24 protein-coding genes are annotated in these 26055 nt (G+C 43.0%); 4 read left to right on the forward strand and 20 right to left on the reverse strand.

Annotated elements, in window-relative coordinates:
- Positions 1–242: 242 nt before the first annotated feature.
- Complete coding sequence (ccoG, locus tag L2717_RS14180) at positions 243–1670, reverse strand: cytochrome c oxidase accessory protein CcoG (RefSeq protein WP_220773652.1); 1428 nt, start codon at positions 1668–1670, stop codon at positions 243–245.
- Positions 1671–1761: 91 nt separating this feature from the next.
- Here ccoG and L2717_RS14185 point away from each other — a divergent pair, with 91 nt between their 5' ends.
- The 3 genes from L2717_RS14185 to L2717_RS14195 all read left to right on the forward strand — a co-directional run bounded on the left by L2717_RS14185 (position 1762) and on the right by L2717_RS14195 (position 3537).
- The gene (locus L2717_RS14185) at positions 1762–2112 is read left to right on the forward strand and encodes a hypothetical protein (protein ID WP_220773651.1); all 351 of its coding nucleotides are present in this window, start codon (positions 1762–1764) and stop codon (positions 2110–2112) included.
- Between the two features lie 130 nt (positions 2113–2242).
- Positions 2243–3148: a 1,4-dihydroxy-2-naphthoyl-CoA synthase gene (locus tag L2717_RS14190; protein WP_220773650.1), complete on the forward strand. Its 906-nt coding sequence runs from the start codon at positions 2243–2245 to the stop codon at positions 3146–3148.
- 185 nt (positions 3149–3333) lie between these two features.
- Positions 3334–3537: a DUF2061 domain-containing protein gene (locus L2717_RS14195; protein WP_076501634.1), complete on the forward strand. Its 204-nt coding sequence runs from the start codon at positions 3334–3336 to the stop codon at positions 3535–3537.
- Positions 3538–3638: 101 nt separating this feature from the next.
- On the opposite strand, the gene glmS is transcribed toward L2717_RS14195, so the two are convergent.
- The 18 genes from glmS to mioC form a co-directional block, all read right to left on the reverse strand.
- Positions 3639–5468: a glutamine--fructose-6-phosphate transaminase (isomerizing) gene (glmS, locus tag L2717_RS14200; protein ID WP_220773649.1), complete on the reverse strand. Its 1830-nt coding sequence runs from the start codon at positions 5466–5468 to the stop codon at positions 3639–3641.
- Positions 5469–5515: 47 nt separating this feature from the next.
- Positions 5516–6289 carry a DeoR/GlpR family DNA-binding transcription regulator gene (locus L2717_RS14205; RefSeq protein ID WP_220773648.1) on the reverse strand — a complete coding sequence of 258 codons (774 nt, stop codon included), beginning with the start codon at positions 6287–6289 and terminating at the stop codon, positions 5516–5518.
- Between the two features lie 200 nt (positions 6290–6489).
- The gene (locus tag L2717_RS14210; protein ID WP_220773647.1) at positions 6490–8598 is read right to left on the reverse strand and encodes a TonB-dependent receptor; all 2109 of its coding nucleotides are present in this window, start codon (positions 8596–8598) and stop codon (positions 6490–6492) included.
- Between the two features lie 220 nt (positions 8599–8818).
- Positions 8819–10183: a bifunctional UDP-N-acetylglucosamine diphosphorylase/glucosamine-1-phosphate N-acetyltransferase GlmU gene (gene glmU, locus L2717_RS14215; RefSeq protein ID WP_220773646.1), complete on the reverse strand. Its 1365-nt coding sequence runs from the start codon at positions 10181–10183 to the stop codon at positions 8819–8821.
- Positions 10184–10381: 198 nt separating this feature from the next.
- Positions 10382–10810 carry a F0F1 ATP synthase subunit epsilon gene (locus L2717_RS14220; RefSeq protein WP_220773645.1) on the reverse strand — a complete coding sequence of 143 codons (429 nt, stop codon included), beginning with the start codon at positions 10808–10810 and terminating at the stop codon, positions 10382–10384.
- Between the two features lie 36 nt (positions 10811–10846).
- Positions 10847–12238 carry a F0F1 ATP synthase subunit beta gene (atpD, locus tag L2717_RS14225; protein ID WP_220773644.1) on the reverse strand — a complete coding sequence of 464 codons (1392 nt, stop codon included), beginning with the start codon at positions 12236–12238 and terminating at the stop codon, positions 10847–10849.
- A gap of 35 nt (positions 12239–12273) precedes the next feature.
- The gene (gene atpG / locus L2717_RS14230) at positions 12274–13134 is read right to left on the reverse strand and encodes a F0F1 ATP synthase subunit gamma (protein ID WP_220773643.1); all 861 of its coding nucleotides are present in this window, start codon (positions 13132–13134) and stop codon (positions 12274–12276) included.
- Positions 13135–13184: 50 nt separating this feature from the next.
- Positions 13185–14726 carry a F0F1 ATP synthase subunit alpha gene (gene atpA / locus L2717_RS14235; protein WP_220773642.1) on the reverse strand — a complete coding sequence of 514 codons (1542 nt, stop codon included), beginning with the start codon at positions 14724–14726 and terminating at the stop codon, positions 13185–13187.
- A 14-nt stretch (positions 14727–14740) separates the two neighbouring features.
- On the reverse strand, positions 14741–15274 hold the full coding sequence (gene atpH / locus L2717_RS14240) for a F0F1 ATP synthase subunit delta (RefSeq protein ID WP_220773641.1): 534 nt from the start codon (positions 15272–15274) through the stop codon (positions 14741–14743).
- Between the two features lie 15 nt (positions 15275–15289).
- The gene (atpF, locus tag L2717_RS14245) at positions 15290–15760 is read right to left on the reverse strand and encodes a F0F1 ATP synthase subunit B (RefSeq protein ID WP_220773640.1); all 471 of its coding nucleotides are present in this window, start codon (positions 15758–15760) and stop codon (positions 15290–15292) included.
- Between the two features lie 28 nt (positions 15761–15788).
- Positions 15789–16064 (reverse strand): F0F1 ATP synthase subunit C, encoded by a 276-nt coding sequence (atpE, locus tag L2717_RS14250; protein WP_220773639.1) that lies wholly within the window; start codon positions 16062–16064, stop codon positions 15789–15791.
- Positions 16065–16100: 36 nt separating this feature from the next.
- Entirely contained in the window at positions 16101–16922 is an 822-nt protein-coding gene (atpB, locus tag L2717_RS14255; protein WP_220773638.1) for a F0F1 ATP synthase subunit A, read from the reverse strand.
- A gap of 12 nt (positions 16923–16934) precedes the next feature.
- The gene (locus L2717_RS14260) at positions 16935–17318 is read right to left on the reverse strand and encodes an ATP synthase subunit I (protein WP_220773637.1); all 384 of its coding nucleotides are present in this window, start codon (positions 17316–17318) and stop codon (positions 16935–16937) included.
- Positions 17319–17541: 223 nt separating this feature from the next.
- On the reverse strand, positions 17542–18420 hold the full coding sequence (locus L2717_RS14265) for a ParB/RepB/Spo0J family partition protein (protein ID WP_220773636.1): 879 nt from the start codon (positions 18418–18420) through the stop codon (positions 17542–17544).
- Between the two features lie 9 nt (positions 18421–18429).
- A complete protein-coding gene (locus L2717_RS14270) occupies positions 18430–19218 on the reverse strand; it encodes a ParA family protein (protein ID WP_220773635.1) in 789 nt (262 codons plus the stop codon).
- Between the two features lie 74 nt (positions 19219–19292).
- Positions 19293–19913 carry a 16S rRNA (guanine(527)-N(7))-methyltransferase RsmG gene (rsmG, locus tag L2717_RS14275; RefSeq protein WP_220773634.1) on the reverse strand — a complete coding sequence of 207 codons (621 nt, stop codon included), beginning with the start codon at positions 19911–19913 and terminating at the stop codon, positions 19293–19295.
- A 117-nt stretch (positions 19914–20030) separates the two neighbouring features.
- Positions 20031–21920: a tRNA uridine-5-carboxymethylaminomethyl(34) synthesis enzyme MnmG gene (mnmG, locus tag L2717_RS14280; RefSeq protein ID WP_220773633.1), complete on the reverse strand. Its 1890-nt coding sequence runs from the start codon at positions 21918–21920 to the stop codon at positions 20031–20033.
- Between the two features lie 439 nt (positions 21921–22359).
- Entirely contained in the window at positions 22360–22800 is a 441-nt protein-coding gene (gene mioC, locus L2717_RS14285; RefSeq protein WP_220772694.1) for an FMN-binding protein MioC, read from the reverse strand.
- Between the two features lie 246 nt (positions 22801–23046).
- Between mioC and L2717_RS14290 the strand changes: the two genes are divergently transcribed.
- On the forward strand, positions 23047–24600 hold the full coding sequence (locus L2717_RS14290) for a POT-type proton-dependent oligopeptide transporter (protein WP_220772695.1): 1554 nt from the start codon (positions 23047–23049) through the stop codon (positions 24598–24600).
- A 90-nt stretch (positions 24601–24690) separates the two neighbouring features.
- Here L2717_RS14290 and mnmE read toward each other — a convergent pair whose 3' ends face one another.
- Positions 24691–26052 (reverse strand): tRNA uridine-5-carboxymethylaminomethyl(34) synthesis GTPase MnmE, encoded by a 1362-nt coding sequence (gene mnmE / locus L2717_RS14295; RefSeq protein ID WP_220772696.1) that lies wholly within the window; start codon positions 26050–26052, stop codon positions 24691–24693.
- Positions 26053–26055 lie beyond the last annotated feature (3 nt).

Raw genomic sequence — 26055 nt, forward strand, 5'->3', positions numbered from 1 at the left:
ACCTGCTCAATTCAACCTCACTCGCCGTATCGCTTACGCGCATCGCCGTGTCAGTGGATGCGCATTATAGGCAGCAGGAGATTTTGTGCAAGGGCTTTTAGTGAGAAAATTATGTTTTACCGTTTAGACGTTTATTTATCAAACGATACGCATAAAAAAGGGGCTAAAAAGCCCCTTTATCTAGATGTCATCGGTCAATATATGCGAGTCACTGATATCAAACTCGTCACTAAGGATGGTATTTATGGACTAAAGAAGCGAGATTCTTGTTCAACCACGACCTCTTGCCCATCAACATGAGTTTTTACTTGTATCGCTATGTTGGTCACTGAGCGAGAAAGCTCAACCGGATCGATACCAATACTAATAGGTAAAGTTAAAACTTCACCTGCTGCAATCGTGACGGATGTGGGTCCGTACCACTTATAGTTATTTAAGCCTTCAACACTCATAGTGTATTCATGAGGCGCTTCAGTCTTGTTAAGAATTTTCAAGGTGAAGGTATTCTCAATCAAACCTTGGTTGTTCTCTCTGTAGAGCTGATTGCGATCACGGATGATGTCCATACGAACAGGCGCTATGGTCGCACTGGCATATAAGAAAACTAATATCATCACCGCAAGCACCACACCATAACCAATCAGTTTAGGTCGAAGTACTTTTTCCTTTATACCTTCTAACTTGTTCTCAGTGGTATAGCTGATAAGTCCTTTAGCATAACCCATACGCTCCATTGTATTATCGCAAGCATCGATACATGCACCACAGTTAATGCACTCATATTGCAAGCCGTTACGAATATCGATCCCCGTGGGGCATACCTGAACACATAAATCACAGTCGATACAGTCACCCAGACCTAATTCTTTAGGATCATCTTTACGTGAACGCGGGCCACGAGTCTCACCACGCTTTGTATCATAACCAACTATATAGGTATTTTTATCAAACATGGCCGCTTGGAAACGGGCGTAAGGACACATGTGAATACACATGATTTCACGCATCCAACCCGCATTACCGTATGTTGCAAGCGTGAAAAACACCACCCAGAAGTAGATACCACCAGAGGCATTTAGCGTAAACACATCTATATAGACTTCACGGCTCGGCACGAAATAGGACACAAAGGTCATTGCCGTCATCAGGGAGAGCAGTATCCAAGCGATATGTTTAGCTGTTTTTCGCCATATTTTATTAAAACTCCACGGCATTTGATCAAGCTTAATACGCTTGTTGCGTGCTCCTTCGAGTTTTTCTTCAAACCAAATGAACATAAAGGTCCATACGGTTTGCGGGCAGGTATATCCACACCAAACCCGACCAAGGTATGTCGTTACAAAAAACAGCGCAAAAGCGGCGATAACAAAAATAGCAGCAAGCAAGGTAAGGTCTTGAGGCCAAATCGTTAAACCAAAGACATGAAACTTTTGTTCACTTAGATTAAACCATACCGCTTGGCGGTTTCCCCAAGGGATCCAAGGTAAAAGCAGGAAAAATAGCATAGCTATCCAACCCATCCGGCGACGTAAACTACTCCATAAACCATCAATAGCTCGGACATAAATTCGATTACCAGGGCTAAAGCGATCTGCTTTACTCGCATCTGGCTGATGAATTTTAATTCGATTAGTTTTGGAGTAATCTTTGTTATTAGATTCTGAGTTCATCGTTACAGCCTTTTACTGCTTTAATATTGGGCGAAAACTAGCTTATTATACCCACATAATTCATTGTTATTCACTTATGTTGGGCTAAAAGATGAAAGGTTGGATCATATTGGCGCTACTTGCTGGTGCATTATATTACTTATATACAGAAACAGATAAACTAGATGCACCTATTGCAAAGACAGAAGCAATGGTCAAAAAAATAGAGAATAAAGTTGACTCTATAACAGGAACGCAAATTATTAAAATTGACCATAAGCTGGCAAAGGTAAGGACAGACATCGTTGAGCGTTTATCGGCATTAGAACTCAATGCGTTTAATCAAATTCCAATGACACCCGAGTCAATTGCCGACTTTAAAGCTCACTATTGCGGCACTATGGCCCCAGAACATCCTGTTTTTAGCAAAGATAATCAGCTTTATCTGTGTGATAACCTCTAACTCTAACCATCATCAACTCATCGGCAAACGGGATTTTGCTATATAACACGAAGCTTTAGGCTTAGGTGATTGACCTTATATATGATTCCGCCTAGCCTTTGAGACATTACAGTGCAAAGGCCTATATATTATGACCCAACAAGTATCGGATATTTTTGATCCCACCCTATGGGATGAAGTCAGTGGATTTAAATTCGATGACATCACCTACCACAGAGCTAAAGCCCATGGCACAGTACGTATTGCCATTAGCCGCCCAGAATGCCGCAATGCATTTAGACCTAAAACCGTTGATGAACTATTTATCGCACTCGATCATGCGCGCCAATGGTCTGATGTAGGTTGTGTACTGCTAACGGGCAATGGTCCTTCAGCAAAAGATGGTGGCTGGGCGTTCTGCTCAGGTGGCGATCAACGGATTCGCGGTAAAGATGGCTATAAATATGAAGGCGCTGAAGAAGGTAAAGCCGATCAAGCCAGAATGGGCCGATTACATATATTAGAAGTACAGCGCTTAATTCGCTTTATGCCTAAAGTCATTATTGCCGTTGTGCCAGGTTGGGCAGTAGGAGGCGGCCATAGTTTACATGTTGTATGTGACTTAACCTTAGCCTCAAAAGAACACGCAATATTTAAACAAACCGATCCCGATGTAGCGAGTTTTGACTCAGGGTATGGCAGCGCTTATTTAGCTAAAATGATCGGCCAAAAGCGTGCCCGAGAAATCTTCTTTTGTGGCTTTAACTATAGTGCTGACGAAGCGTTCGATATGGGTATGGTCAATAAATCCGTTCCCCATGCAGAACTAGAGACCGAAGCGTTAATGTGGGCTAAAGAGATTAACTCTAAATCACCAACCGCGATGCGTATGCTGAAGTACGGCTTTAATATGACTGATGACGGTATGGTCGGTCAGCAATTATTTGCCGGTGAAGCGACACGTTTAGCCTATGCGAGCGCCGAAGCACAGGAAGGGCGTGATGCTTTCCTCGAAAAGCGCGATCAAGATTTTTCAGCTTTCCCTTGGCACTACTAGTTGATTAAAACAGCTTGAATTTTCGACTAAACACCCCAAAGTCCTCCACTGTGAGGGCTTTATGTTTTTAAAGTCTGACCAATAGATAAAACCGTTTAAACTAATCTGAAAACACAGCTGTTAATTTTAATGAGAAGCATTATCATCTATATATTCCCTTTGGGAACCAATTAGAGGATAAGATCATGACTAAGACACTTACTTTTGCCGTACTTCATTTTAGCGTTGCTTTTACCGTAACCTATTTGCTCACTGGCAGTGTGATAATAGGTGGTGCAGTGGCACTAGTAGAACCCGCTATCAACACAGTGGTTTTTTACTTCCATGAAAAAGTATGGAAACGAATTGAGGCAAAAAAGCAACACGAGCTAGATACCATAGCAGCATAAAAGGCTAAGCCACCAGCATTCGTTATTACTGTAAATAAAAAGTCATTATTACTCTAAATAAAAAAACCGCCAACAAGGCGGTTTTTATTTATAAACTATATTTATTCGACAGTTACAGACTTTGCTAGATTACGTGGTTGATCTACGTCAGTACCTTTAATTAATGCAACGTGGTATGACAATAGCTGTAATGGAATGGTGTAAATCAGCGGCGCCATAAAGATGTCACAATGTGGCACTGGGATCACTTTCATCGTGTCGTCCGACTCGAACTCGGCATCCACATCGGCAAATACATACATTAAGCCACCACGAGCACGCACTTCTTCGACATTCGATTTAAGCTTTTCTAACAACTCATTGTTTGGCGCAACCACAATTACTGGCATATCGGCATCAATAAGCGCTAATGGGCCGTGTTTTAACTCGCCAGAGGCATAGGCTTCAGCATGAATGTAAGAAATCTCTTTCAGCTTTAATGCACCTTCCATCGCTATCGGGTATTGATCGCCACGACCGAGGAATAAGGCATGGTGTTTATCAGCAAAATCTTCAGCCAATTCTGCAATCGCAGCATCTAAACCTAAAGCTTGTTCCACTTTTGCTGGCATAGATTGTAAGCTTTGAGTGATGTCGGCCTGCATTTGATCAGACATACCATTGTGGCGACCGATCACCGCAGTCAACATTAATAAACCAGCAAGCTGTACCGTGAACGCTTTAGTGGATGCAACACCAATCTCGGCGCCAGCTTTCATCATGTAAGCCATGTCAGATTCGCGAACCAGCGATGAACCTGGCGCATTACAAATCGTCAATGTGGCTTTGTAACCCATTGCTTTTGCTAAGCGCATAGCCGCTAAGGTATCGGCAGTTTCGCCAGACTGTGAAATAGTAACCAACAGGCTATTAGGGAATAGGTGCGACTTGCGGTAGCGGAACTCAGAGGCAATTTCGACATTACAAGATACGCCAGCCCAATCTTCTAGCCAGTAACGCGCCGCCATACCTGCGTGGTAACTGGTACCACAGGCGATAATTTGTACGTGCTTAATATCTTTTAAGAAATCAGCAGCCTTGTCACCAAAGGCGCTATCTAAAACTTGCTTATTAGCAATGCGGCCTTCGATAGTACGAGTCAGAGCCAATGGCTGCTCGTAAATCTCTTTAAGCATGTAGTGGCGATATTCACCTTTATCACCGGCATCGTGTGTCACTTCAGACTCTTTCACTTCACGCTCAACTGCGTTACCGTTTAAGTCGAAAATGCTTACACTGCGGCGAGTGATTTCGGCCACATCACCTTCTTCTAAGAAAGCGAATGACCGAGTCACCGGTAATAGCGCCAGTTGATCAGAGGCGACAAAGTTTTCACCTAGGCCAAAACCAATCACTAATGGACTACCAGAGCGAGCAACAACCATACGTTCACTATCACGACGGTCAATAACGACTGTGCCATAGGCGCCTTCGAGTTGTTTAACCGTAGCCTGTACGGCACCAAGCAGAGTGCTATGGGTTTTCAGCTCATGGTGCACTAAATGACAAATCACTTCGGTATCGGTATCAGAGCTAAAGTTGTAACCTAAACCTTTAAGCATCTCGCGCAGTTTATTGTGGTTTTCAATAATGCCGTTGTGCACCACGGCAATATCACCTTCCGATAAATGCGGGTGAGCATTACGCTCACTCGGCTCACCGTGGGTTGCCCAGCGAGTGTGCGCGATACCGGTTCCGCCCGCTAATGGATCGGTTTCAAGTGCAGCCGACAGCTCTTGTACTTTGCCAACGCGGCGCGTACGGTTGAGTTCACCATTGTGAATAACGGCAACGCCTGCGGAGTCATATCCGCGATATTCTAAGCGGCGTAAGCCTTCTACCAGAATTTCAGCCACATCCCTTTGCGCCACGGCGCCTACGATTCCACACATAGTCTTTACCTATAAATTAAAAATGAAGTTGTTAAGCTATTTTGTACTCACTCATGAGCGTAGGGCGCTAACAGCACTCGCACGCCCTGATTTGAAATTTGTTTTAGCGCGCTCTCGTCGATACGGTCGTCGGTGACCAACACACTGACCTTGGCCCACGGCAACTCTAAGTTGGGGATCCGTTTACCGATTTTGTCTGAATCCACCATAACGATCACTTCACGGGACACTTCAGCCATCACTTTGCTTAAGCCTGTTAACTCATTAAAGGTGGTGGTCCCGCGTTCAAGATCGATACCATCGGCACCGATAAACAGTTGGTCGAAATTATATGAGCGCAGCACTTGCTCGGCGACTTGGCCTTGAAAGGATTCTGAATGCGGGTCCCAAGTGCCACCGGTCATCAATAAGGTCGGCTCGTTTTCGAGTTCGTGGATGGCATTGGCAAGGTGCAGCGCATTCGTCATAACCACCAGCCCACGCTTATCGTTTAGCTGTTCAATCAAGCCTGATGTCGTAGTGCCGCTATCAATAATGATGCGATTGTGATCTTTGATAAGCTGTGCTGCAGTTTTCGCTATAGACAATTTATTGGGCGCGATTTTGGCAGAAAACTGTTGGGTGACTTCATCGGGAATCGCAACGGCGCCACCGTAACGGCGCAATAGCAGACCGGTTTTCTCAAGCGCTGCTAGATCTTTACGAATCGTCACTTCTGAGGTTTCAAAACGTAACGACAGTTCATCAACACTCACTTCACCCTGTTCATTTAATATAGTGATAATACTGTGGCGACGCTGCTGTGTGTTTCGTTTATTCATAAAAACTTTCAGTTAAGTTTCGATTCGAAAGATGCATTATAGTGAAATACCATTGTTTTACTAGCTTTTTGAAACGATCTTTCGCGTAGAACCGAGTATTTTTTTGAGGTGTAGAATCCAGTAATGAAACATTAACACGAATAAAAAAGGCAGTTTCCCCTACGGGAAGCTGCCTTTACAAAATCAAACCTTAATAAATATTAGAACTTAGCTTCAACGGCAACGCTAAAGTTACGGTCTTGGCCGATAGTGACCATATTGTATTGGCCACCATCAATATAATCGGTATCGAATAGGTTTCTAACGTTGGCACGAAGGCTCACATCTTTACCCATGATATCCATAGTGTATGCCGCACCGATATCAAAACGCACGTAACCATCTTTAGTAATGCTGTTGTCTGTATTAGCGAAGCGTTCACCGACATAAATGGCACCAAAGTTAAAGGCTAATGCATCAGATAACTCATAACGAGTCCAGATATTAGCCGACCACTCAGGGGCATCAATAGGTGTTTTACCTTCTCGGGCATCACCCGTTTGATATTCAGCATCTAAATACATCATTGATGAGGTCACAAACCAACTATCACCTAACTGACCTTGAGCGCCCATTTCAAAACCACGGTGTTTTTGCTCGCCACCTTGAGTTGTGATGTCAGTATAATCACCTATGGGTGAGGATAATTTTTCTGAAATAGTGATGTTTTCTAATGTGATATCAAACACTGCTGCGGTAAACAACAATCTATCATCAAACAATTCCCACTTAGTACCCACTTCATACTGAATACCGTATTCAGGCTTTAAGTTTAGATCGTTATTGACATCGAACTCGTTATTAACAGCACCTTGCGGAGTGAAACTTTTTGAATAGTTAACGTAGATATTGCCATTCGCCATTGGCGAGTAAATCACGCCAAACTTAGGCGACACGGCATAACTGTTTTCACCTTCACCATCTTTTTTCTGTTCGTCGTAACGTACGCCAGCAAGCAGTTTCCATTGCTCATTGAGCGTCATTAAATCCTGCAGATAGAAACCATAATACTTATAGGTACTCGCATCGCCTTTGGGTTTTGAGTGATAATCCAGATCTGGTTGAACAACAGGCTGGCCTGGCGTTACAATTTGGGTAGCACCACGTTGAATTTGCTGTTGATAGAAATAATCTAAATAGTTAGCGCCTATCAGCAGTTGATGCTCCATTCCTGCCAAAGCAAATTCACCCGTGAAATCAACGTAAGCAGTTTTATGCTGCCAATCATCGTAACGGTCAAATGGTTTAATGCTATAACCTTTGGTAAACGGATCTACGGTATATTGCGGAGCAGAATCAAAGCGCTGGCGATCAAACTGTTGTTCGTTATAACCGCCTTTAACTTTCCAGTTATCACTCATGTGCCAAGTTAGATCGGCACCTAAGTTCGACACGGTATTATCGGTAAAGGCCCAAGGTGCATCCCAAACGGTTTTACGATTGCCGACAACATTGCCCTGTTTATCTAACCAACCACCGGCATCAATACCGGCTTTATCTTGAGTATGATCGTATTTAACCGACAGCAATACATTATCGCTTAGGTCAAATTCCATATTGAGATAGCCTAACCAACGGTCGCGCTCTTGATTCTCGTCATTAGCGGAATATTCACGCCAGTATTTTGTATCTTGCTTAACCAATACCGTACGGTAACGAATGCTTTGCGCTTCATTTAAACTACCACCCGCATCTAATTGAGCACGAGTAGAACCATAACCATCGGTATCAAAACCTAAATCGAGCATAGAATCATAGGTTGGCTTTTTAGTGACCATGTTCACTAAACCGCCAGGGCCAGATTGACCATACAACATGCTTGAAGGGCCTTTTAATACTTCGACTTGCTGCAAGGTTTCGATAGGTTGTACATAGTGAGACCATTGTTGATGGCCATTAATGAGGTAACCATTGCCAGAATCTAATTCAAAGCCGCGGATACTAAAAACTTGACGGTTCCAACGGGTCGTGCCCGCAGTAACACTTGAATCATTAACCAACACTTCAGCTAGGTTAGTGGCAAGCTGTTCATCGGTCACAAAGTCAGGAATAACATTGACTGACTGTGGCGTGTCCATTAAATCAATATCACCGCGCATAGCGCCAGAGGCTGTACCGACTTTATAATCATTAAAAGTACGGCCAGTGACATTAATACGCTCAATATTTTCTTCTTTAAGATTTTTATCTGCAGCATCTTCTGCCAAAACAGGCATAGCACTGAGTGCCGCCCATACTGCTAAACCTACACCTGAATACTTAAATATCATTGCCAACACCTCAAGTCTTATAAATTGCAGGCAATATAAATGAGAAGTGTTTTTATTTAAAGTTCTTTACATGAATTTACAATCGCGTGTGATATATCTCTAAATTATCGAAAAACAACAGCACCACCCCTTCATTAATCAAAACTTAAAACATAGCAATTAATCCTAAACAACAATAAAGCGGCATATAGCCGCTTTTTCGGGAGTCAGTTTTGTAAGGTTATTTTTTAATTTTGACTGGACGTTGCCAACCCGTAAGGTGTTTCTGTTTAACACGGGTGATCACTAATTCGTTTTCAGCCACATCACGGGTAATGGTAGAACCAGCACCTAGGGTTGCCCCCTTACCAATAGTGACCGGAGCCACCAGCTGAGTATCAGAACCAACAAAAACGTTATCCTCAATCACAGTGAGATGTTTATTGGCGCCATCGTAGTTACAGGTAATAGTACCCGCACCAATATTCACGCCATCACCTATAATCGCATCGCCCAAATAAGCTAAGTGTCCAGCCTTAGAGCCCACGCCTATAATCGCTTTCTTCACTTCAACAAAATTACCGATATGCGCATCTTGTTTAAGTTCAGCGCCCGGGCGCAAACGAGCAAAGGGACCAGCACTGGCTGCAACACCAAGTTTCGCACCTTCGATAATAGAGTAAGGTTTGATTTCAGCGTTATCGGCAATCTCGCAATCAATTAAAATCGCACCAGCACCAATAGTAACGTTATTACCTAAGGTCACTTTGCCTTCAAATATGACGTTCACATCGATCATCACATCCATACCAACCGTAACGTCACCACGAATATCAATACGATTAGGGTCTCGAAGGTTTGCCCCTGCTAGCATTAACTTTTCCGCTTCACGGGCTTGGTAAGCACGTTCGAGCTGCGCTAATTGCACGCGGTTATTTGCGCCTTCCACTTCAATCGCCGATTGCGGCTGCGCGGTATCAATATCCACACCATCGTTATGCGCCATAGCAATAATATCGGTTAGATAATATTCGCCTTGAGCGTTATTATTCGATAAGCGGCTAAGCCAGCCTTTAAGCTGCTTACCAGGTACCGCCATAATGCCGGTATTAACTTCATTAATGAGTCGCTGTTCAGCGCTGGCATCTTTCTGTTCAATAATGCCAACAACCTTGCCATGCTCACGAACAATACGGCCATAACCTATAGGGTTAGCTAGATTCACCGTTAATACAGCGACACCATTCTCAGGTCGTGCTGCCAATAAGGCAGTTAATGTTGATTGCTGGATCAGCGGTACATCACCGTAAAGAATAAGCACTGTATCATCATCATTGATATTGAGATTTGCCTGCGCCACCGCATGGCCAGTACCTAACTGCTCATTCTGTAATACCCACTGTACATCCTGCTCACCGAGTACGGCTTGTAGTTTGTCGGCACCGTAACCATAAACTAATTGGATCGTATCGCTACCTAAGCTTTTAGCCGTATCGATAACATGCTGCACCATACTTTTATGCGCAATAGGATGTAAAACCTTAGGAAGATCTGAGCGCATCCGTGTTCCCTTACCAGCCGCTAAGATCACTACATTTAATGCCATTACCATATCCTTGAACAAATACCCAAGAGGGTGAAAAAACTAAGGTCTATTTTGTGGCGCAATTTTAACGGAAAGTACATTGAAAAGCGAAGTGGATAGTCAGATGGATAAATCAACACATGCAATATGTGTGTAGTACTGTAATTTTAAGTACAAAAAAGGCGACCTTATGGTCGCCTCTTTTCACAAACAATAACCTTATCTGGCAATGTTTTTCTTGATGGTTTCAACAACACGTAATTGAGCCATTGCTTTCGCTAACTCAACCATAGCTGCGTCATAATTAAAGTCAGCACCAGCAGTTACCATATGGGCTTCTGCACGACGCTTAGCTTCTAATGCCGCTTGCTCATCAATATCTTTGGCACGCATAACCACATCAGACAATATAGAAACTGAAGAAGGTTGTACTTCCAGTAAACCACCTGAAAGATAAAACACTTCTTCATTGCCGCCTTGTTTGACGATGCGCGCCATGCCAGTCTTAATTTGCGTTAGCAGAGGAGCGTGACCAGGTAAAATACCTAACTCACCTTCAACACCCGTTACTCGTAAACTCTCTACTCGGCCGCTGAAAATACTGCTTTCTGCACTCACAATATCAAGATGTACTGTCATGGCTGCCATCCCGTTCTCCTTAAAAAACTAAGTAATACTACTTAGTTATTTTTTTTTGTTAGCTTTCTCTATGACTTCGTCAATAGAGCCAACCATGTAGAACGCTTGCTCTGGCAGGTGATCAAACTCACCTTCCAAAATACCCTTAAAGCCACGGATGGTGTCTTTCAGAGAAACGTACTTACCAGGAGATCCAGTAAAGACTTCTGCTACAAAGAAAGGCTGAGACAAGAAGCGTTCAATCTTACGAGCACGGAATACCATAGTCTTGTCATCATCTGACAATTCATCCATACCCAGAATCGCAATAATATCTTTCAGCTCTTTGTAACGTTGCAGTACAGTTTGCACGCCGTTAGCAACGTCATAATGCTCTTGACCAACAACCAATGGATCTAATTGACGTGAAGTCGAATCCAATGGGTCAACCGCTGGATAAATACCCAGTGAAGCAATTTGACGTGATAATACAACAGTCGCATCTAAGTGAGCGAAGGTTGTTGCTGGTGACGGATCGGTCAAGTCATCCGCAGGTACATATACTGCTTGTACAGAGGTAATAGAACCAGACTTAGTTGAAGTGATACGTTCTTGCAGAACGCCCATCTCTTCAGCCAATGTGGGTTGGTAACCTACCGCAGAAGGCATACGACCTAACAGTGCAGATACTTCAGTACCAGCTAAGGTATAACGGTAGATGTTGTCAATAAACAACAGTACGTCACGACCTTCATCACGGAACTTCTCTGCCATAGTCAGACCAGACAGTGCAACGCGCAAACGGTTTCCTGGTGGCTCGTTCATCTGACCATAAACCATGGCCACTTTGTCGAGAACGCCAGAATCTTTCATCTCGTAGTAGAAGTCGTTACCTTCACGAGTACGTTCACCTACACCGGCGAATACAGAAAGACCCGAGTGAGCTTTAGCGATGTTGTTAATCAGTTCCATCATGTTAACTGTTTTACCAACACCCGCACCACCGAACAAACCGACTTTACCACCTTTAGCAAACGGACAAACAAGGTCGATAACCTTGATGCCTGTTTCTAATAGTTCAGTAGAGTTCGATTGATCTTCATATGAAGGGGCTTTACGGTGAATTTCATAACGCTCTTCTTCACCAATAGGACCCGCTTCATCGATAGGCTCACCTAATACGTTCATGATACGGCCAAGGGTTGCAACCCCTACCGGAACAGAAATAGGTGAACCTGAGTTTGCTACTTCAAGACCACGACGCAGACCGTCAGAAGAACCCATAGCGATGGTACGTACTACGCCACCACCTAGCTGTTGCTGAACTTCCAGCACCAAACCATTACAAGGGCCTTCACCTACGATTTTCAGAGCGTCATAGACTTGAGGTACGGCATCTTGTGGAAACTCTACGTCCACAACCGCGCCAATCACTTGGACAACAGTACCTGTGCTCATGATTAATCCTCTAAAACTTGTATTCGTTACCTAACCTAAACCGCAGAGGCACCAGAAACAATTTCCGACAGTTCCTGCGTAATGGCAGACTGACGGGCCTTGTTATAGACCAATTGCAAATCATTAATTAGCTCACCAGCGTTGTCAGTTGCAGCTTTCATTGCCACCATACGGGCAGCTTGTTCTGAAGCAACGTTCTCAACAACACCTTGATATACCTGAGACTCAATATAACGAACCAATAATGCATCCAAAAGTGTTTTTGGATCAGGCTCATAAATATAATCCCAAGGATATTTAGCCACTTCTTCTTCTGATTTAGGCAAAGGTAGCAGCTGCTCAATCACAGGAGTCTGGGTCATAGTGTTCACAAATTTGTTGAATACTATGTACAGACGATCCAGTTTGCCTTCGTTGTAAGCTTCTAACATAACACTGACTGTCCCGATCAAGTCAGCGAGCTTTGGGGCATCGCCTAAACCTGAAGCGTGAGCAGACACTTGTCCACCGAAGCTTTTGAAAAACTGCACACTACGTGCGCCAATGGGGCAAAATTCAAATTCTACACCTTGGTCTTTCCAGTTTTTCATATCTAACACTACCTTTTTAAAAAGGTTAGCGTTCAGACCACCACAAAGGCCACGGTCGGTTGCAACTACAATGTAACCAACCCGCTTAGCCTCTCGCACCTCTAAATAGGGGTGTTTATACTCGAGAGTACCTTGCGCTACGTGACCGATCACCTTACGTATGCTTTCCGCGTATGGACGGCTTGCAACCATGCGTTCCTGCGCTCTGCGCATTTTGCTAGCTGCCACCATTTCCATGGCGGACGTGATCTTCTGAGTGTTTTTAACACTCGCGATCTTGGTTTTAATCTCTTTAGCGCCGGCCATCTCTACTCTCCAATCTGGACCTGAGGTGTCTTAAGACACCTCTATCATTGTTACCAGGTTTGGGTTGCTACGAACTTGTCGAGGCCAGCTTTTAATTCAGCTTCGATATCAGCATTATAATCGCCAGTATCATTAATAAGCTTCATTAAAGGAGCATGCTCGCTGTTCATGAACGAGAGCAAAGCGGCTTCGAAATTACCGACCTTGTTTAGCGCAACACTCTTCAGGTAACCTTTTTCAGCTGAGAAAATAGACACAGCTTGAGCGGCTACGCTCATTGGAGCATATTGCTTTTGTTTCATCAGTTCGGTAACACGCACGCCATGCTCAAGCTGAGCACGTGTTGCATCATCAAGATCAGATGCAAATTGCGAGAACGCAGCAAGCTCGCGATACTGTGCTAGTGCGGTACGAATACCACCAGACAGTTTCTTGATGATCTTAGTCTGAGCCGCACCACCAACACGAGAAACAGAAATACCAGGGTTAACTGCCGGACGAAGTCCTGAGTTAAACAAATCAGTCTCAAGGAAGATCTGACCATCAGTAATTGAAATTACGTTGGTCGGTACGAATGCAGATACATCACCCGCTTGTGTTTCAATAATAGGTAACGCGGTTAACGAACCGGTTTTACCTGTTACAGCACCTTTAGTGAACTTCTCTACATAAATCACGTTAACACGTGATGCTCGCTCTAATAAACGAGAATGTAGATAGAATACGTCACCAGGATAAGCTTCACGGCCTGGTGGACGCTTGAGCAGTAACGAAATTTGACGATAAGCAACTGCTTGCTTAGACAAATCATCGTATACGATCAAAGAATCTTCACCGCGGTCGCGGAAGTATTCACCCATAGAACAACCAGAATAAGGTGCTAAGTATTGTAGAGCAGCGGCCTCAGAAGCGGTTGCAACAACAACAATAGTGTTAGCCAAAGCACCGTGTTCTTCTAGCTTGCGCACTACGTTAGCGATAGTAGAGGCTTTTTGGCCAATCGCTACGTACACACATTTAATGCCAGAATCTTTCTGGTTGATGATTGCGTCGATCGCCATTGCTGTTTTACCAGTTTGACGGTCGCCAATAATCAATTCACGTTGACCACGACCAATAGGGATCATGGCATCAACGGCTTTGTAACCAGTTTGTACTGGTTGATCAACAGACTGACGCTCAATAACACCAGGTGCGATAACTTCAATTGGCGAGTAACCATCGTTATCGATAGGTCCTTTTCCGTCAATTGGCTCACCTAGAGTGTTAACAACGCGGCCTAATAGACCACGACCAACTGGAACTTCCAGAATACGGCCAGTCGTTTTCACTTTTACGCCTTCTGCTAAATCAGCATAAGGACCCATTACTACGGCACCGACAGAATCACGTTCAAGGTTCAACGCGATTGCAAAACGGTTACCAGGCAGTTCAATCATCTCACCTTGCATCACATCGGCTAAGCCGTGGATACGGATGATGCCGTCACTTACCGCAACGATAGTACCTTCGTTACGAGATTCGCTGACAACATTGAACTGCTCGATCCGCTGTTTAATCAGATCGCTGATTTCAGTGGAATTCAGTTGCATGCTTAAACTCCCAATTACGACTGTAGCTTATCAGACAGGCGCGATAACTTACCGCGTATCGAGCCATCAATGACTAGATCACCTGTCTTAATAATGGCACCGCCAATAAGCGATGCATCTATGCTGCAGTTCAGCTTAACTTTGCGTGCGAGACGTTTCTCTAAAGAAACACTAATTTGCTGCTGTTGCTCAGAACTCAACTCAGTAGCAGAAACCACATCGGCTTCAACTTCTTTTGCTAACTCATTACGGTATTCAGCAAAAAGTAGCGATACTGTAGGCAGTATCACTAAACGACCGTTTTCAGCCATCACCTTAATCAGATTATGACCTTGCTCGTTGACTTGCTCACCGCACACTCCAATAAAGAGGTCGGCAAGTTGCTTACTGGCTAATGCGCCAGCTAGCAGTGGTTGTATGGTTTCGTTTTCACTTACCAACGCCGCAAACTTAAGCATTTCTGCCCAGCTATCCACTGCATTCTGTTCAACCGCAAAATCAAAAGCTGCCTTTGCGTAAGGGCGAGCGATGGTGGTTAATTCAGCCATAACTCAACTCCCTTATCAAATTTCAGCGACTAGTTTATTAACTATGTCATTGTGGATGGCAGGATCTATCGAACGCTCAAGAATTTTTTCTGCACCAATAATGGCCAAAACAGCAACTTGCTTACGCAAGTCATCTTTCACGCGATTACGTTCGTTCTCAATTTCAGCTTTACCTTGAGCGAGTATTTTAGCTCGTTCAGTTTCAGCTTCAGCCTTTGCTTCTTCTACTATTTGAGACTTACGCTTATTAGCTTGCTCAATAATTTCATTAGCAGTTACCTTAGCTTCCTTTAGTTGCTCAGTCGCTTTTGCTTGAGCCAACTCAAGATCTTTGGCAGCACGGCCGGCATCAGCCAGACCATCAGCAATTTTCTTCTGGCGCTCTTCGATCGCATTCATCAATGGCGGCCATACGAACTTAATGCAAAACCACACAAAGAGCGCAAAAGAAATAGCTTGGCCTAGCAGGGTAGCGTTAATATTCATAACGACAACTCCTTACAGGGTGCTAAAATTAGCCAAGTTTAGCTACGTTCTCTAAGAACTGAGCTAAGAATGGGTTAGCAAATACGAAGAATAATGCAACACCAACTGCAATCATAGAGATCGCATCTAGAAGACCCGCTACGATGAACATCTTAATCTGTAAAGATGAAGCTAGTTCAGGTTGACGAGCAGAAGCTTCTAAAAACTTACCACCTAAGATAGCAAAGCCAATACCAGTACCTAATGCAGCTAGGCCAATCATGATAGCAACAGCGATTGCCGTAAAACTAATTACAGTTTCCATTTTATCTCCGATTAATATCTAATTTTCTTAATTAAATTAATGATCTTCATGTGCCATGCTTAGATAAACAATCGTCAGCATCATGAAAATAAAGGCCTGAAGCACTATAATTAAAATATGGAATATAGCCCAAGGCACTGAAAGTGCGAACTGAGCCCACCAAGGCATTAGTGCAATCAGAATAAAAATTAACTCACCTGCATACAGGTTACCAAACAGACGAAGCGCCAATGAAATGGGCTTAGCAATCAAGGTCACAGTTTCCAAAATAAAGTTAACAGGAATCAGTGCCCAATGATTGAAAGGTTGCATAGTAAGTTCTTTAACGAACCCACCAATCCCCTTAACTTTGATGCTGTAAAACACAATTAACGCGAACACACTTAGAGACAAGCCTAAAGTGACGTTCAAGTCAGTAGTGGGTACAATCTTAAGATAAGGAACACCTAAAAATCTGTTTGCGGCCTCAGGTATAAAGTCAATAGGGATTAGATCCATAAAATTCATCAAAAAAACCCAGACGAAAATTGTTAGAGCTAACGGAGCGATAACTACATTACGACCATGAAAAGAATCTTTTGCAATTTTATCGACACCTTCCACGCACATTTCAATAAAACATTGAAATTTACCTGGAACACCAGTGGTGGCTTTTTGTCCTGTTTTATAGAATAACCATAAAAACAAAACCCCGAGACCTGCTGAAAACAAAAGTGAGTCAATGTGCCAAGTCCAAAAACCAGCATCTTGACATGCATTATTAAAAGCAACTCCACCATCGGTAGAGCACATTTTCGCATTAGTCAGGTGATGCTGGATGTACTCGGAAGCATTTAATACTTCACCAGTTGTCGCCATGATTAATCTCACTTAATTTTGCTTGAAGTATAAAGAAGCAGCAAAAGGTACTATGAGACATAGTGCGTAACAGGCAAACAAAGGAGCAAAAAGCACCTTTAGCGTGCCAAACACTAAAGCAAATAATACGATAGTTAACAGCAACTTTATCGCTTCCCCCAGAAAAAATGATTTTACGACTTTTCCTGATGAACTCGCCCCCGAATGGGAGAAAGCGAGGGTTGCGAATACAAAATTAGGGAGTACAGCGATTGAACCACCTGCTAATGCAGAATAGCCAAACTGAACTCCCCACACAGCGAAAAAGAGAATTGAAGCACCCCCAGCGACCGCCGCCTGCATCATCACCAATTTATAGGCTGACCACCGGCCACGACGCGCTAAAACCTTACTCAATTCATCATCTCCGCATTCTTACTTTTTGTTTCGATGACCGGATGACAAATATCCGTATTTACTCGATGCACAAAAAGCTTGCGAAAGTATACCGTTTAACGCCTTCATTGCAACTTTGAGATGAGGAAAAACAGCACTTTTAATGTTATCTCATACCAAACATGTAAAATGTAATATTTGCATATGTCACAAATTTACATTAAAAACAGTTAATCTACAGACATTAATGTATTTTGCTAAGAATCCCGTCTAATTCAGCGAGATTCTGATAGTTAATTACAATTTTACCAGTTCCTTTACTACTGTGAGCAATAGAAACTTTGGCACCTAATCTTTCAATTAACTGCTGCTCTAAACGACAAACATCTTGATCTTTAGTCGTAGTTTCGGCTTGTTTAGGCGGATTTAAGGTTTGATTAATTAATCGTTCAGTTTCACGAACGGTTAACTCCTTAGCTGCCACTAATCTCGCAAGATTGGTTTGTTCCTCTCCCTCAATAGCTAACAAAGCGCGTGCATGGCCCATATCAATATCGCCATACTCAAGTAATCGTTTTACTGGCTCATTTAAACCGTTTAAACGCAACAAGTTAGATACACTCGCTCGCGATTTTCCCACAACATCGGCAACCTGTTGGTGAGTTAGTTCAAATTCTTGCATCAAACGTTGCAGTGCAATGGCTTCTTCCATGGCATTTAAGTCTTCGCGCTGGATATTTTCAATCAAAGCGATAGCAACAGCGGTTTCATCGGGCACTTGCTTTACAATGCAGGGAATTTTATGTAAACCAGCAAGTTGGGCTGCACGCCAGCGACGTTCGCCAGCAATGATTTCATACATCTCATTGGTCACTTGTCTCACAACGATGGGCTGAATAATTCCTTGATTGCGAATAGAGTGCGCCAGTTCTTCTAACGCTTCAGGGGACATATCTTTACGCGGTTGATACTTACCCGGTTGTAATAAGTCTAAATCGAGATGGATAAGCTCTTCTTTTTTTTCTACAAAATCAGCTTCTTCTGTGTGTTTTTTACTAGCGGCATGGCTGTTACTCAGTAGGGCATCTAGCCCTTTGCCTAATCCTCTTTTCTTTAACGTCATGGTGATCCTTTACGCTTGCTTAGCCTGAGTTTGTTGTTCTGAACGACGGATCATTTCACCCGCAAGTGCCAGATATGCCTTAGCACCAGCACTCGATTTATCGTAATACATTGCTGGAGCCCCAAAGCTCGGCGCTTCAGCCAACCTGACATTACGCGGGATTACAGTACGATACACCTTGTCACCAAAATGCTGTTTTAGCTGATCGGACACATCATTAGATAAACGATTACGCGGATCATACATAGTACGTAAAATCCCTTCGATACCAAGTCCTGGATTGACCATTGCGGCAAGCTTAGTAATGGTATCAATCAGTGCCGTTAAACCTTCAAGGGCATAGTATTCACACTGCATTGGCACGAGTACTGAGTCAGCAGCTGACATAGCGTTTACCGTCAGCATGTTCAATGAAGGAGGGCAGTCGATAAAGATATAATCATATTGATCTTTGATCGGTGCTAGCGCATGGCGTAAACGCACCTCGCGAGCAAAAAACTCCATCAGTTTTATTTCTGCTGCTGTCACATCACCATTACTGGCAATAAGATCATATTTACCCGCAGTATTTTTAATCACGATCTCGTCGAAGGGTTTGTCTTCAACCAGTAATTCGTAGGCGGTATTTTCTACTTCATATTTATCAACGCCGCTCCCCATAGTGGCATTACCTTGGGGATCGAGATCGATCAATAATACTTTACGTTTTGTTGCTGCTAACGAAGCGGCGAGGTTAACGCAAGTAGTTGTTTTTCCTACGCCACCTTTCTGGTTAGCCACGGCAATTACTTTACCCACAATATCACCCTGTATGTAAATGCTGGTTTATTGCCCTTGCTTAAAAATGAATTTATTCATCACTTTCAAGCCTGTTATTCTTTGATTATTTTCAATAAATGTCTTTGTTCGTCGAGTTTAGGTACTTTAAGCTCGATAACTTCTTTCACTGCAAATCCATTCGGAATATGTTGCATTTCTTCATCATTCAACTGGCCTTTAAGGGCATAAAACTGCCCATGTTCAGCGGGTAGATGATGGCACCAAGTCAGCATATCTTGGATTGAAGCAAATGCACGACTTAATACACCGTCGAACTTTTGCTCAGGCTGATAAGCTTCTACGCGGCTTTCAACTGAGCTGATGTTATGAATACTTAATTCAAAAGACACTTGTTTTTGAAAACGAATACGTTTACCCAAGCTGTCCAATAACACAAATTGTTTATCTGGATTCATAATCGCTAACGGGATGCCCGGTAACCCGGGTCCAGTACCCACATCGATAAAACGCTCACCTTGCAGATGTTTTGAAACCACTAAGCTGTCCATGATATGACGAATTAACATAGCTTCAGGATCTCTAACCGCGGTAAGGTTATAGGCTTTATTCCATTTGTTGAGCATGCCAACAAAATCAATTAGTTGTTTTTTCTGCTCAACGGTTGCGGGCAGATTTATTTCGGCTAAATAAGCCTCTAACTGGGCAGATAACACTGAGCAACCTCAACAAAGATACAATTATGAACGCGAAGGCTATTATGAAGCCCGAAAACGATGAAGGGAAGCCTGAATGCTTCCCTTCTATGACCTAACCAGCGATTAAACTAGCTTTTACGCACTCTTGCGTAATAAGCCACGTTTTTTGAGATGGACTAATAAAATTGAAATAGCCGCAGGAGTAACTCCAGAGATCCGTGACGCTTGACCTATGGTTTCTGGTTTATGGTTATTTAACTTAGCAATCACTTCGTTCGATAAGCCTGGTACTTCTTTGTAATCGAGCGTCAAAGGTAGGCCAGTGTTCTCATTACGCACAGCTTTGTTGATCTCTTCTTGCTGACGCTGAATATAGCCTGAGTATTTTACTTGGATCTGTACTTGCTCAGCTGCCTGCGGATCTTCAAGTCCTGGGCCAAACCCCTCGATCTGCATTAATTTGCTGTAATCCATTTCAGGACGACGCAGTAATTCTTCAAATGACGCTTCACGGGAGATCGGCGTATTTAAGTGTGGGTTTAAAGCAGTGATCAAATGCGAATTTGGATGTACCCATTGAGCGCGTAAACGTTGTAGCTCAAGTTCAATAGATTCCAGTTTTTCACTAAATGCCGCCCAGCGGGTGTCATCGACTAAACCTAATTCGCGACCTTTGGCCGTTAAACGAATATCAGCGTTATCTTCACGAAGTAACAAACGGTATTCCGCGCGGCTAGTAAACATACGGTACGGTTCTTTGGTACCTAGAGTTGATAGATCGTCGACCAGAACACCCAAATAAGCTTCATCTCGACGTGGGCACCAAGCTTCTTTGCCTTGCACTTGCAGTGATGCATTCATGCCGGCTAATAAACCTTGCGCAGCAGCTTCTTCATAGCCTGTTGTACCATTGATTTGGCCAGCGAAGAATAACCCGTTGATAGCTTTGGTTTCTAATGAATTTTTTAGATCTCTAGGATCGAAGTAATCATATTCGATCGCATAACCAGGACGCATGATCTCAGCGTTTTCCATACCTTGGATCGAACGAACTAAATTCAATTGCACATCAAAAGGCAAGCTAGTAGAGATCCCGTTAGGATAGATCTCATTGGTATTCAACCCTTCTGGTTCTATGAAGATCTGATGTGAAGATTTATCTGCAAAACGATGGATTTTATCTTCAATCGAAGGGCAGTAACGTGGACCAATACCTTCAATAACCCCTGAATACATAGGGCTTCGGTCTAAACCACCACGAATTATCTCATGAGTTTTTTCATTGGTATGAGTGATCCAGCAAGAAATCTGTTTTGGGTGATGACTGACATCTCCCATAAATGACATGACAGGTAAGGGAGAATCACCTTTCTGTTCAGCCATTTGTGAAAAGTCGATTGTGTTGGCATCGATACGCGGCGGTGTACCGGTTTTTAAGCGACCCACTCGAATCGGTAATTCACGTAAACGATTTGCTAAGGCAATAGCGGGTGGATCGCCTGCACGGCCACCGCTGTAGTTTTCTAAACCAATATGAATTTTACCACTTAAAAATGTACCTGTTGTCAGTACAACTGCCGGTGATTCAAAGGCTAATCCCATTTGGGTTACTACGCCAACCACTTGATTATTTTCAACAATTAAGTCATCAACGGCTTGTTGGAAAATACGTAAATTAGGTTGATTCTGTAATATATTTTGGATTTTTTGACGATATAACGCACGGTCAGCTTGTGCCCGTGTTGCTCGTACTGCAGGGCCTTTGCTTGAATTTAGGGTCCTAAATTGGATCCCCGCATAATCGGTTGCGATTGCCATTGCACCGCCTAGAGCGTCAATTTCTTTTACTAAATGGCCTTTACCAATACCACCGATCGCTGGATTACATGACATTTGTCCTAACGTATCAATATTGTGCGTTAGTAATAATGTTTTTGATCCCATTCTTGCTGCGGCTAATGCTGCTTCAGTTCCGGCATGACCACCACCAACAACAATAACATCAAACCGTTCATGAAAATTCATGCCACTACCTTCAATTGCTATAAGACTCAGTACGAGCTGCGTATTTTAGCACTTGCTTTGCGATAGGTGAATGATCATTTTACGCTGTTCGATCGAGTTGATCCGGACTAATAGATCTTAAGATCTTTATATAGATCTTCTTATTATGTTTACTATTAGGATCGCCTTTTTCTGTGTATAAGCCTAATTCTCTTTATTTATCATGATTTAGTACGATCTTGATCCTGTGATCTGTTAGCGATCTAACTGCATTAAACATGGGGATAGATCGGCTACTTATCCACAGGGTGGATCATTAAGCAGATCGGAGTGTAAATAGTACAGAGGTTGATCAGATCTAAATAATAGGTTATCCACAACTTTATACTTTAAATAAGTAAATTGTGGGTAACTATGATCTAAACTGTACATAGATCGCGGCCTTATCCAATACGCGATCTTAAATATCCTGTTGCCATTGTGCTAACCATGCAAGCGCTGGGTCTTCTGGTACGGGATCGAGTTGTACATCGATCTGGATCTTATCCACAAAGGCTTTTGCATCGCACTCTTGAATCGCAGAAATTAATTTTTCAGGCCCTTGGCAAAAAGTGTCATAACTTGAGTCACCAATTGCACATAAGGCAAAGTTTACTTGGCTGAGATCCGGTTTTTGCTCAGTAATTTCGTTAAAAAAGGGCTGAATATTATCTGGAAGATCACCGGCACCATGGGTTGATGACACGATTATCCATAGAGCATGAGTGTCTATTTCATGCAGCGTTGGTGTTAAATACACTTGAACTTGGTGCCCTTGCTCTGTTAATTGCGCCATTATTTCGTCGGCGACATACTCAGCACTGCCCAAGGTAGTACCAACAATTACTTCAACCTTTGCCATTATAATTTCTCTTTGTGTTGTTGTTTTTTAAAGTTATTTCAATTAAATAGATAGCAGATAGCTATTATTATGCTCATCATAAAGGAAATATGAGTAGGACCACAGAAGCAATATGGGACTTTTATTATATTTATCGTCGCGATAATAACGTTTATTTAATGTACGAGCGGCTTTTAGATAACCCTAATAAAAAATGTTTTATTACAATAATTCCATTTAAAATCAAATAACTATAATAGGTAAACTATGACTGTACCCGTAAATTCGCCCCAGTGGCCACGGCAAATCCCTTACATTATCGCAAGTGAGGCGTGTGAACGTTTTAGCTTTTATGGCATGCGGAATATTCTTACTCCGTTTTTAATGACAGCACTTTTACTGTCTATTCCTGAAGAATTACGTGGGGCTATGGCTAAGGATGTGTTCCATTCCTTTGTCATTGGAGTGTACTTTTTTCCGTTACTCGGTGGTTGGATTGCCGATCGTTTTTTTGGTAAATACAATACTATCCTGTGGTTAAGCCTTATTTACTGTGTTGGTCATGCGTTTCTCGCTATTTTTGAACACAGTATTCAAGGATTTTATACGGGATTATTTTTAATTGCGCTCGGTTCGGGTGGGATTAAGCCGTTGGTTTCTTCTTTTATGGGAGATCAATTTGATCAAACCAATAAAACATTGGCGCAGAAAGCGTTTGATCTATTTTATTTTACGATTAATTTTGGCTCCTTCTTTGCCTCGTTATCTATGCCGCTATTGTTGAAATACTATGGTGCTGCGGTCGCATTTGGGATCCCTGGTGTGTTGATGTTTATTGCAACTGTGTTCTTCTGGTTAGGCCGCAAACGTTATGTACATATGCCACCCGAGCCTAAAAACCCCCATGGTTTTTTACCCGTGATCCGTACAGCGTTACTAACTAAGGTCGTGGGCCAGTCCAATATTGGTTTGGTATTAGCCTTAATCGGAATTATGTCAGCAGCATATGCTTTAGTGAATATTCCTACTTTAGGCATAGTTGCGGGGTTATGTAGCGCCTTAGTGTTAGTGATGGGTTTTGTGGGCGCTGGAGCCGCATTACAACTCGAGCGAGCTAAAGGGATTCACCCTGATAACGCCGTCGATGGGGTACGTTCTGTATTACGTATCTTAGTTTTGTTTGCGTTAGTGACACCTTTTTGGTCTTTGTTCGACCAAAAAGCGTCAACTTGGATTCTGCAAGCTAATGACATGTCTAAGCCGCAATGGTTTGAGCCTGCCATGATGCAAGCGTTGAATCCATTATTAGTGATGATATTGATCCCGTTTAATAACTTTGTGCTTTATCCGGCGATTGAGCGCATGGGAGTTAGATTAACGGCTTTGCGTAAAATGGGAGCGGGAATTGCGATTACAGGTGTGAGCTGGATAGTCGTTGGCAGTATTCAATTAGTGATGGATGGGGGAACGGTATTATCTATATTTTGGCAAATTCTACCTTATGCTTTGCTAACGTTTGGTGAGGTTTTAGTCTCTTCTACGGGATTAGAGTTTGCCTATAGCCAAGCGCCTAAGGCGATGAAGGGCACCATTATGAGTTTTTGGACACTATCGGTGACCGTCGGTAACTTATGGGTATTGCTCGCGAACGTCAGTGTAAAAAGCCCTGCGGTGACTGAACAAATCGCTTTAACGGGCATTAGCATTACCGCATTTCAAATGTTTTTCTTTGCTGCTTTTGCTATTTGCGCTGCATTGATATTTGCTCTTTATGCCAGAACCTATCAGATGCAAGATCATTACCGCCACGTCGAATCATGATTTAGCCGATGAGTAAAAATATTCGGTTGTAGATAAAAAATCAGCCCATATTGTATGGGCTGATTTATATGGAAATAATATTAAGGTTAGTTATTTCCCGATGCAGAAAGAACTAAAAATCTTGCCAAGTAAATCATCTGAAGTGAAGCGGCCAGTGATTTCTGATAATGCTAATTGGCACATACGCAGCTCCTCTGCCAATAACTCTCCAGCTAAATAAACCTCTAACTGTTCCTTACCCAATTGCAGGTGTCCTGCGGCTAATTCAAGGGCTTCTAAGTGGCGACGACGGGCGATAAAACCCCCTTCGAGATTACTCTGATAACCCATAAGTGACTTTAAGTGCTGTTTCAACTCTTCAACACCTAAACCTGTTTTAGCCGAGATCCGATAGACGCTATAACCTTGTTCTTCGGTCATCATTAAGTCTTCACCTGTGAGATCGGCTTTATTGCGAATCACAGTCACGCCCAAATTAGAAGGCAGGCGATCGACAAAATCTGGCCAAATATCATGGGGGTCCACGGCGGCAGTTGTGGTGCCATCAACCATAAACAGTACGCGATCGGCAGTATTAATTTCATTCCACGCACGCTCAATACCAATTTGTTCAACGGTATCTGTAGTATCACGTAGACCCGCGGTATCGATAATGTGCAGTGGCATACCATCTAAATGAATATGTTCACGTAATACGTCACGTGTTGTACCGGCTATTTCGGTCACAATCGCCGACTCTTTACCGGCTAATGCATTTAATAAACTTGATTTACCAGCATTTGGGCGACCCGCAATCACGACTTTCATGCCTTCGCGGATGATAGAACCTTGCTTCGCGCTGGCTTGTACTAGGTCGAGTTTGTTGATGATTTTATAAAGTGCATTAGCAATTTTTCCATCACTTAAAAAGTCGACTTCTTCATCGGGGAAATCAATCGCAGCTTCTACGTATAAACGTAGATTAGTGACTTGGTCCACCAGCTCGTGGACTTCTTTAGAAAATTCCCCCTGCAAAGATTGCAGGGCACTTTTTGCTGCTTGCTCACTGGTGGCATCAATAAGGTCGGCAATCGCTTCGGCTTGGGTTAAATCGAGCTTATCGTTCATAAAGGCTTGTTCACTGAACTCACCGGGTTTTGCGATACGAATGCCACCGACTTCCATTACACGTTTGATCAGCATGTCGAGAACGATTTGGCCACCATGGCCTTGCAGTTCAAGTACATCTTCGCCAGTAAAGGAATTAGGTCCTTTAAAAAATAGCGCTATGCCTTGGTCTATCACCTGGCCCGATGCACTTTTAAAATCGCAGTAATCGGCATATCGTGTTTTAGGAAGATGGCCTAATACGGCCATAGCGACATCACAGGCTTTGTCGCCTGAAATTCGAATGATGCCAACGCCGCCACGTCCGGGCGCGGTGGCTTGAGCCACAATAGTGTCAGTTGTCACAAG

Source organism: Shewanella glacialipiscicola (assembly GCF_023283485.1).
GTDB classification, from domain to species: Bacteria; Pseudomonadota; Gammaproteobacteria; order Enterobacterales; family Shewanellaceae; genus Shewanella; species Shewanella glacialipiscicola.

What these genes read in the sequence shown, in the direction of transcription:
- ccoG (WP_220773652.1), bottom strand. Translation starts at nt 1,670, where the DNA reads ATGAACTCAGAATCTAATAACAAAGATTACTCCAAAACTAATCGAATT.
- L2717_RS14185 (WP_220773651.1), top strand. Translation starts at nt 1,762, where the DNA reads ATGAAAGGTTGGATCATATTGGCGCTACTTGCTGGTGCATTATATTAC.
- L2717_RS14190 (WP_220773650.1), top strand. Translation starts at nt 2,243, where the DNA reads ATGACCCAACAAGTATCGGATATTTTTGATCCCACCCTATGGGATGAA.
- L2717_RS14195 (WP_076501634.1), top strand. Translation starts at nt 3,334, where the DNA reads ATGACTAAGACACTTACTTTTGCCGTACTTCATTTTAGCGTTGCTTTT.
- glmS (WP_220773649.1), bottom strand. Translation starts at nt 5,468, where the DNA reads ATGTGTGGAATCGTAGGCGCCGTGGCGCAAAGGGATGTGGCTGAAATT.
- L2717_RS14205 (WP_220773648.1), bottom strand. Translation starts at nt 6,289, where the DNA reads ATGAATAAACGAAACACACAGCAGCGTCGCCACAGTATTATCACTATA.
- L2717_RS14210 (WP_220773647.1), bottom strand. Translation starts at nt 8,598, where the DNA reads ATGATATTTAAGTATTCAGGTGTAGGTTTAGCAGTATGGGCGGCACTC.
- glmU (WP_220773646.1), bottom strand. Translation starts at nt 10,183, where the DNA reads ATGGCATTAAATGTAGTGATCTTAGCGGCTGGTAAGGGAACACGGATG.
- L2717_RS14220 (WP_220773645.1), bottom strand. Translation starts at nt 10,810, where the DNA reads ATGGCAGCCATGACAGTACATCTTGATATTGTGAGTGCAGAAAGCAGT.
- atpD (WP_220773644.1), bottom strand. Translation starts at nt 12,238, where the DNA reads ATGAGCACAGGTACTGTTGTCCAAGTGATTGGCGCGGTTGTGGACGTA.
- atpG (WP_220773643.1), bottom strand. Translation starts at nt 13,134, where the DNA reads ATGGCCGGCGCTAAAGAGATTAAAACCAAGATCGCGAGTGTTAAAAAC.
- atpA (WP_220773642.1), bottom strand. Translation starts at nt 14,726, where the DNA reads ATGCAACTGAATTCCACTGAAATCAGCGATCTGATTAAACAGCGGATC.
- atpH (WP_220773641.1), bottom strand. Translation starts at nt 15,274, where the DNA reads ATGGCTGAATTAACCACCATCGCTCGCCCTTACGCAAAGGCAGCTTTT.
- atpF (WP_220773640.1), bottom strand. Translation starts at nt 15,760, where the DNA reads ATGAATATTAACGCTACCCTGCTAGGCCAAGCTATTTCTTTTGCGCTC.
- atpE (WP_220773639.1), bottom strand. Translation starts at nt 16,064, where the DNA reads ATGGAAACTGTAATTAGTTTTACGGCAATCGCTGTTGCTATCATGATT.
- atpB (WP_220773638.1), bottom strand. Translation starts at nt 16,922, where the DNA reads ATGGCGACAACTGGTGAAGTATTAAATGCTTCCGAGTACATCCAGCAT.
- L2717_RS14265 (WP_220773636.1), bottom strand. Translation starts at nt 18,420, where the DNA reads ATGACGTTAAAGAAAAGAGGATTAGGCAAAGGGCTAGATGCCCTACTG.
- mnmG (WP_220773633.1), bottom strand. Translation starts at nt 21,920, where the DNA reads ATGAATTTTCATGAACGGTTTGATGTTATTGTTGTTGGTGGTGGTCAT.
- mioC (WP_220772694.1), bottom strand. Translation starts at nt 22,800, where the DNA reads ATGGCAAAGGTTGAAGTAATTGTTGGTACTACCTTGGGCAGTGCTGAG.
- L2717_RS14290 (WP_220772695.1), top strand. Translation starts at nt 23,047, where the DNA reads ATGACTGTACCCGTAAATTCGCCCCAGTGGCCACGGCAAATCCCTTAC.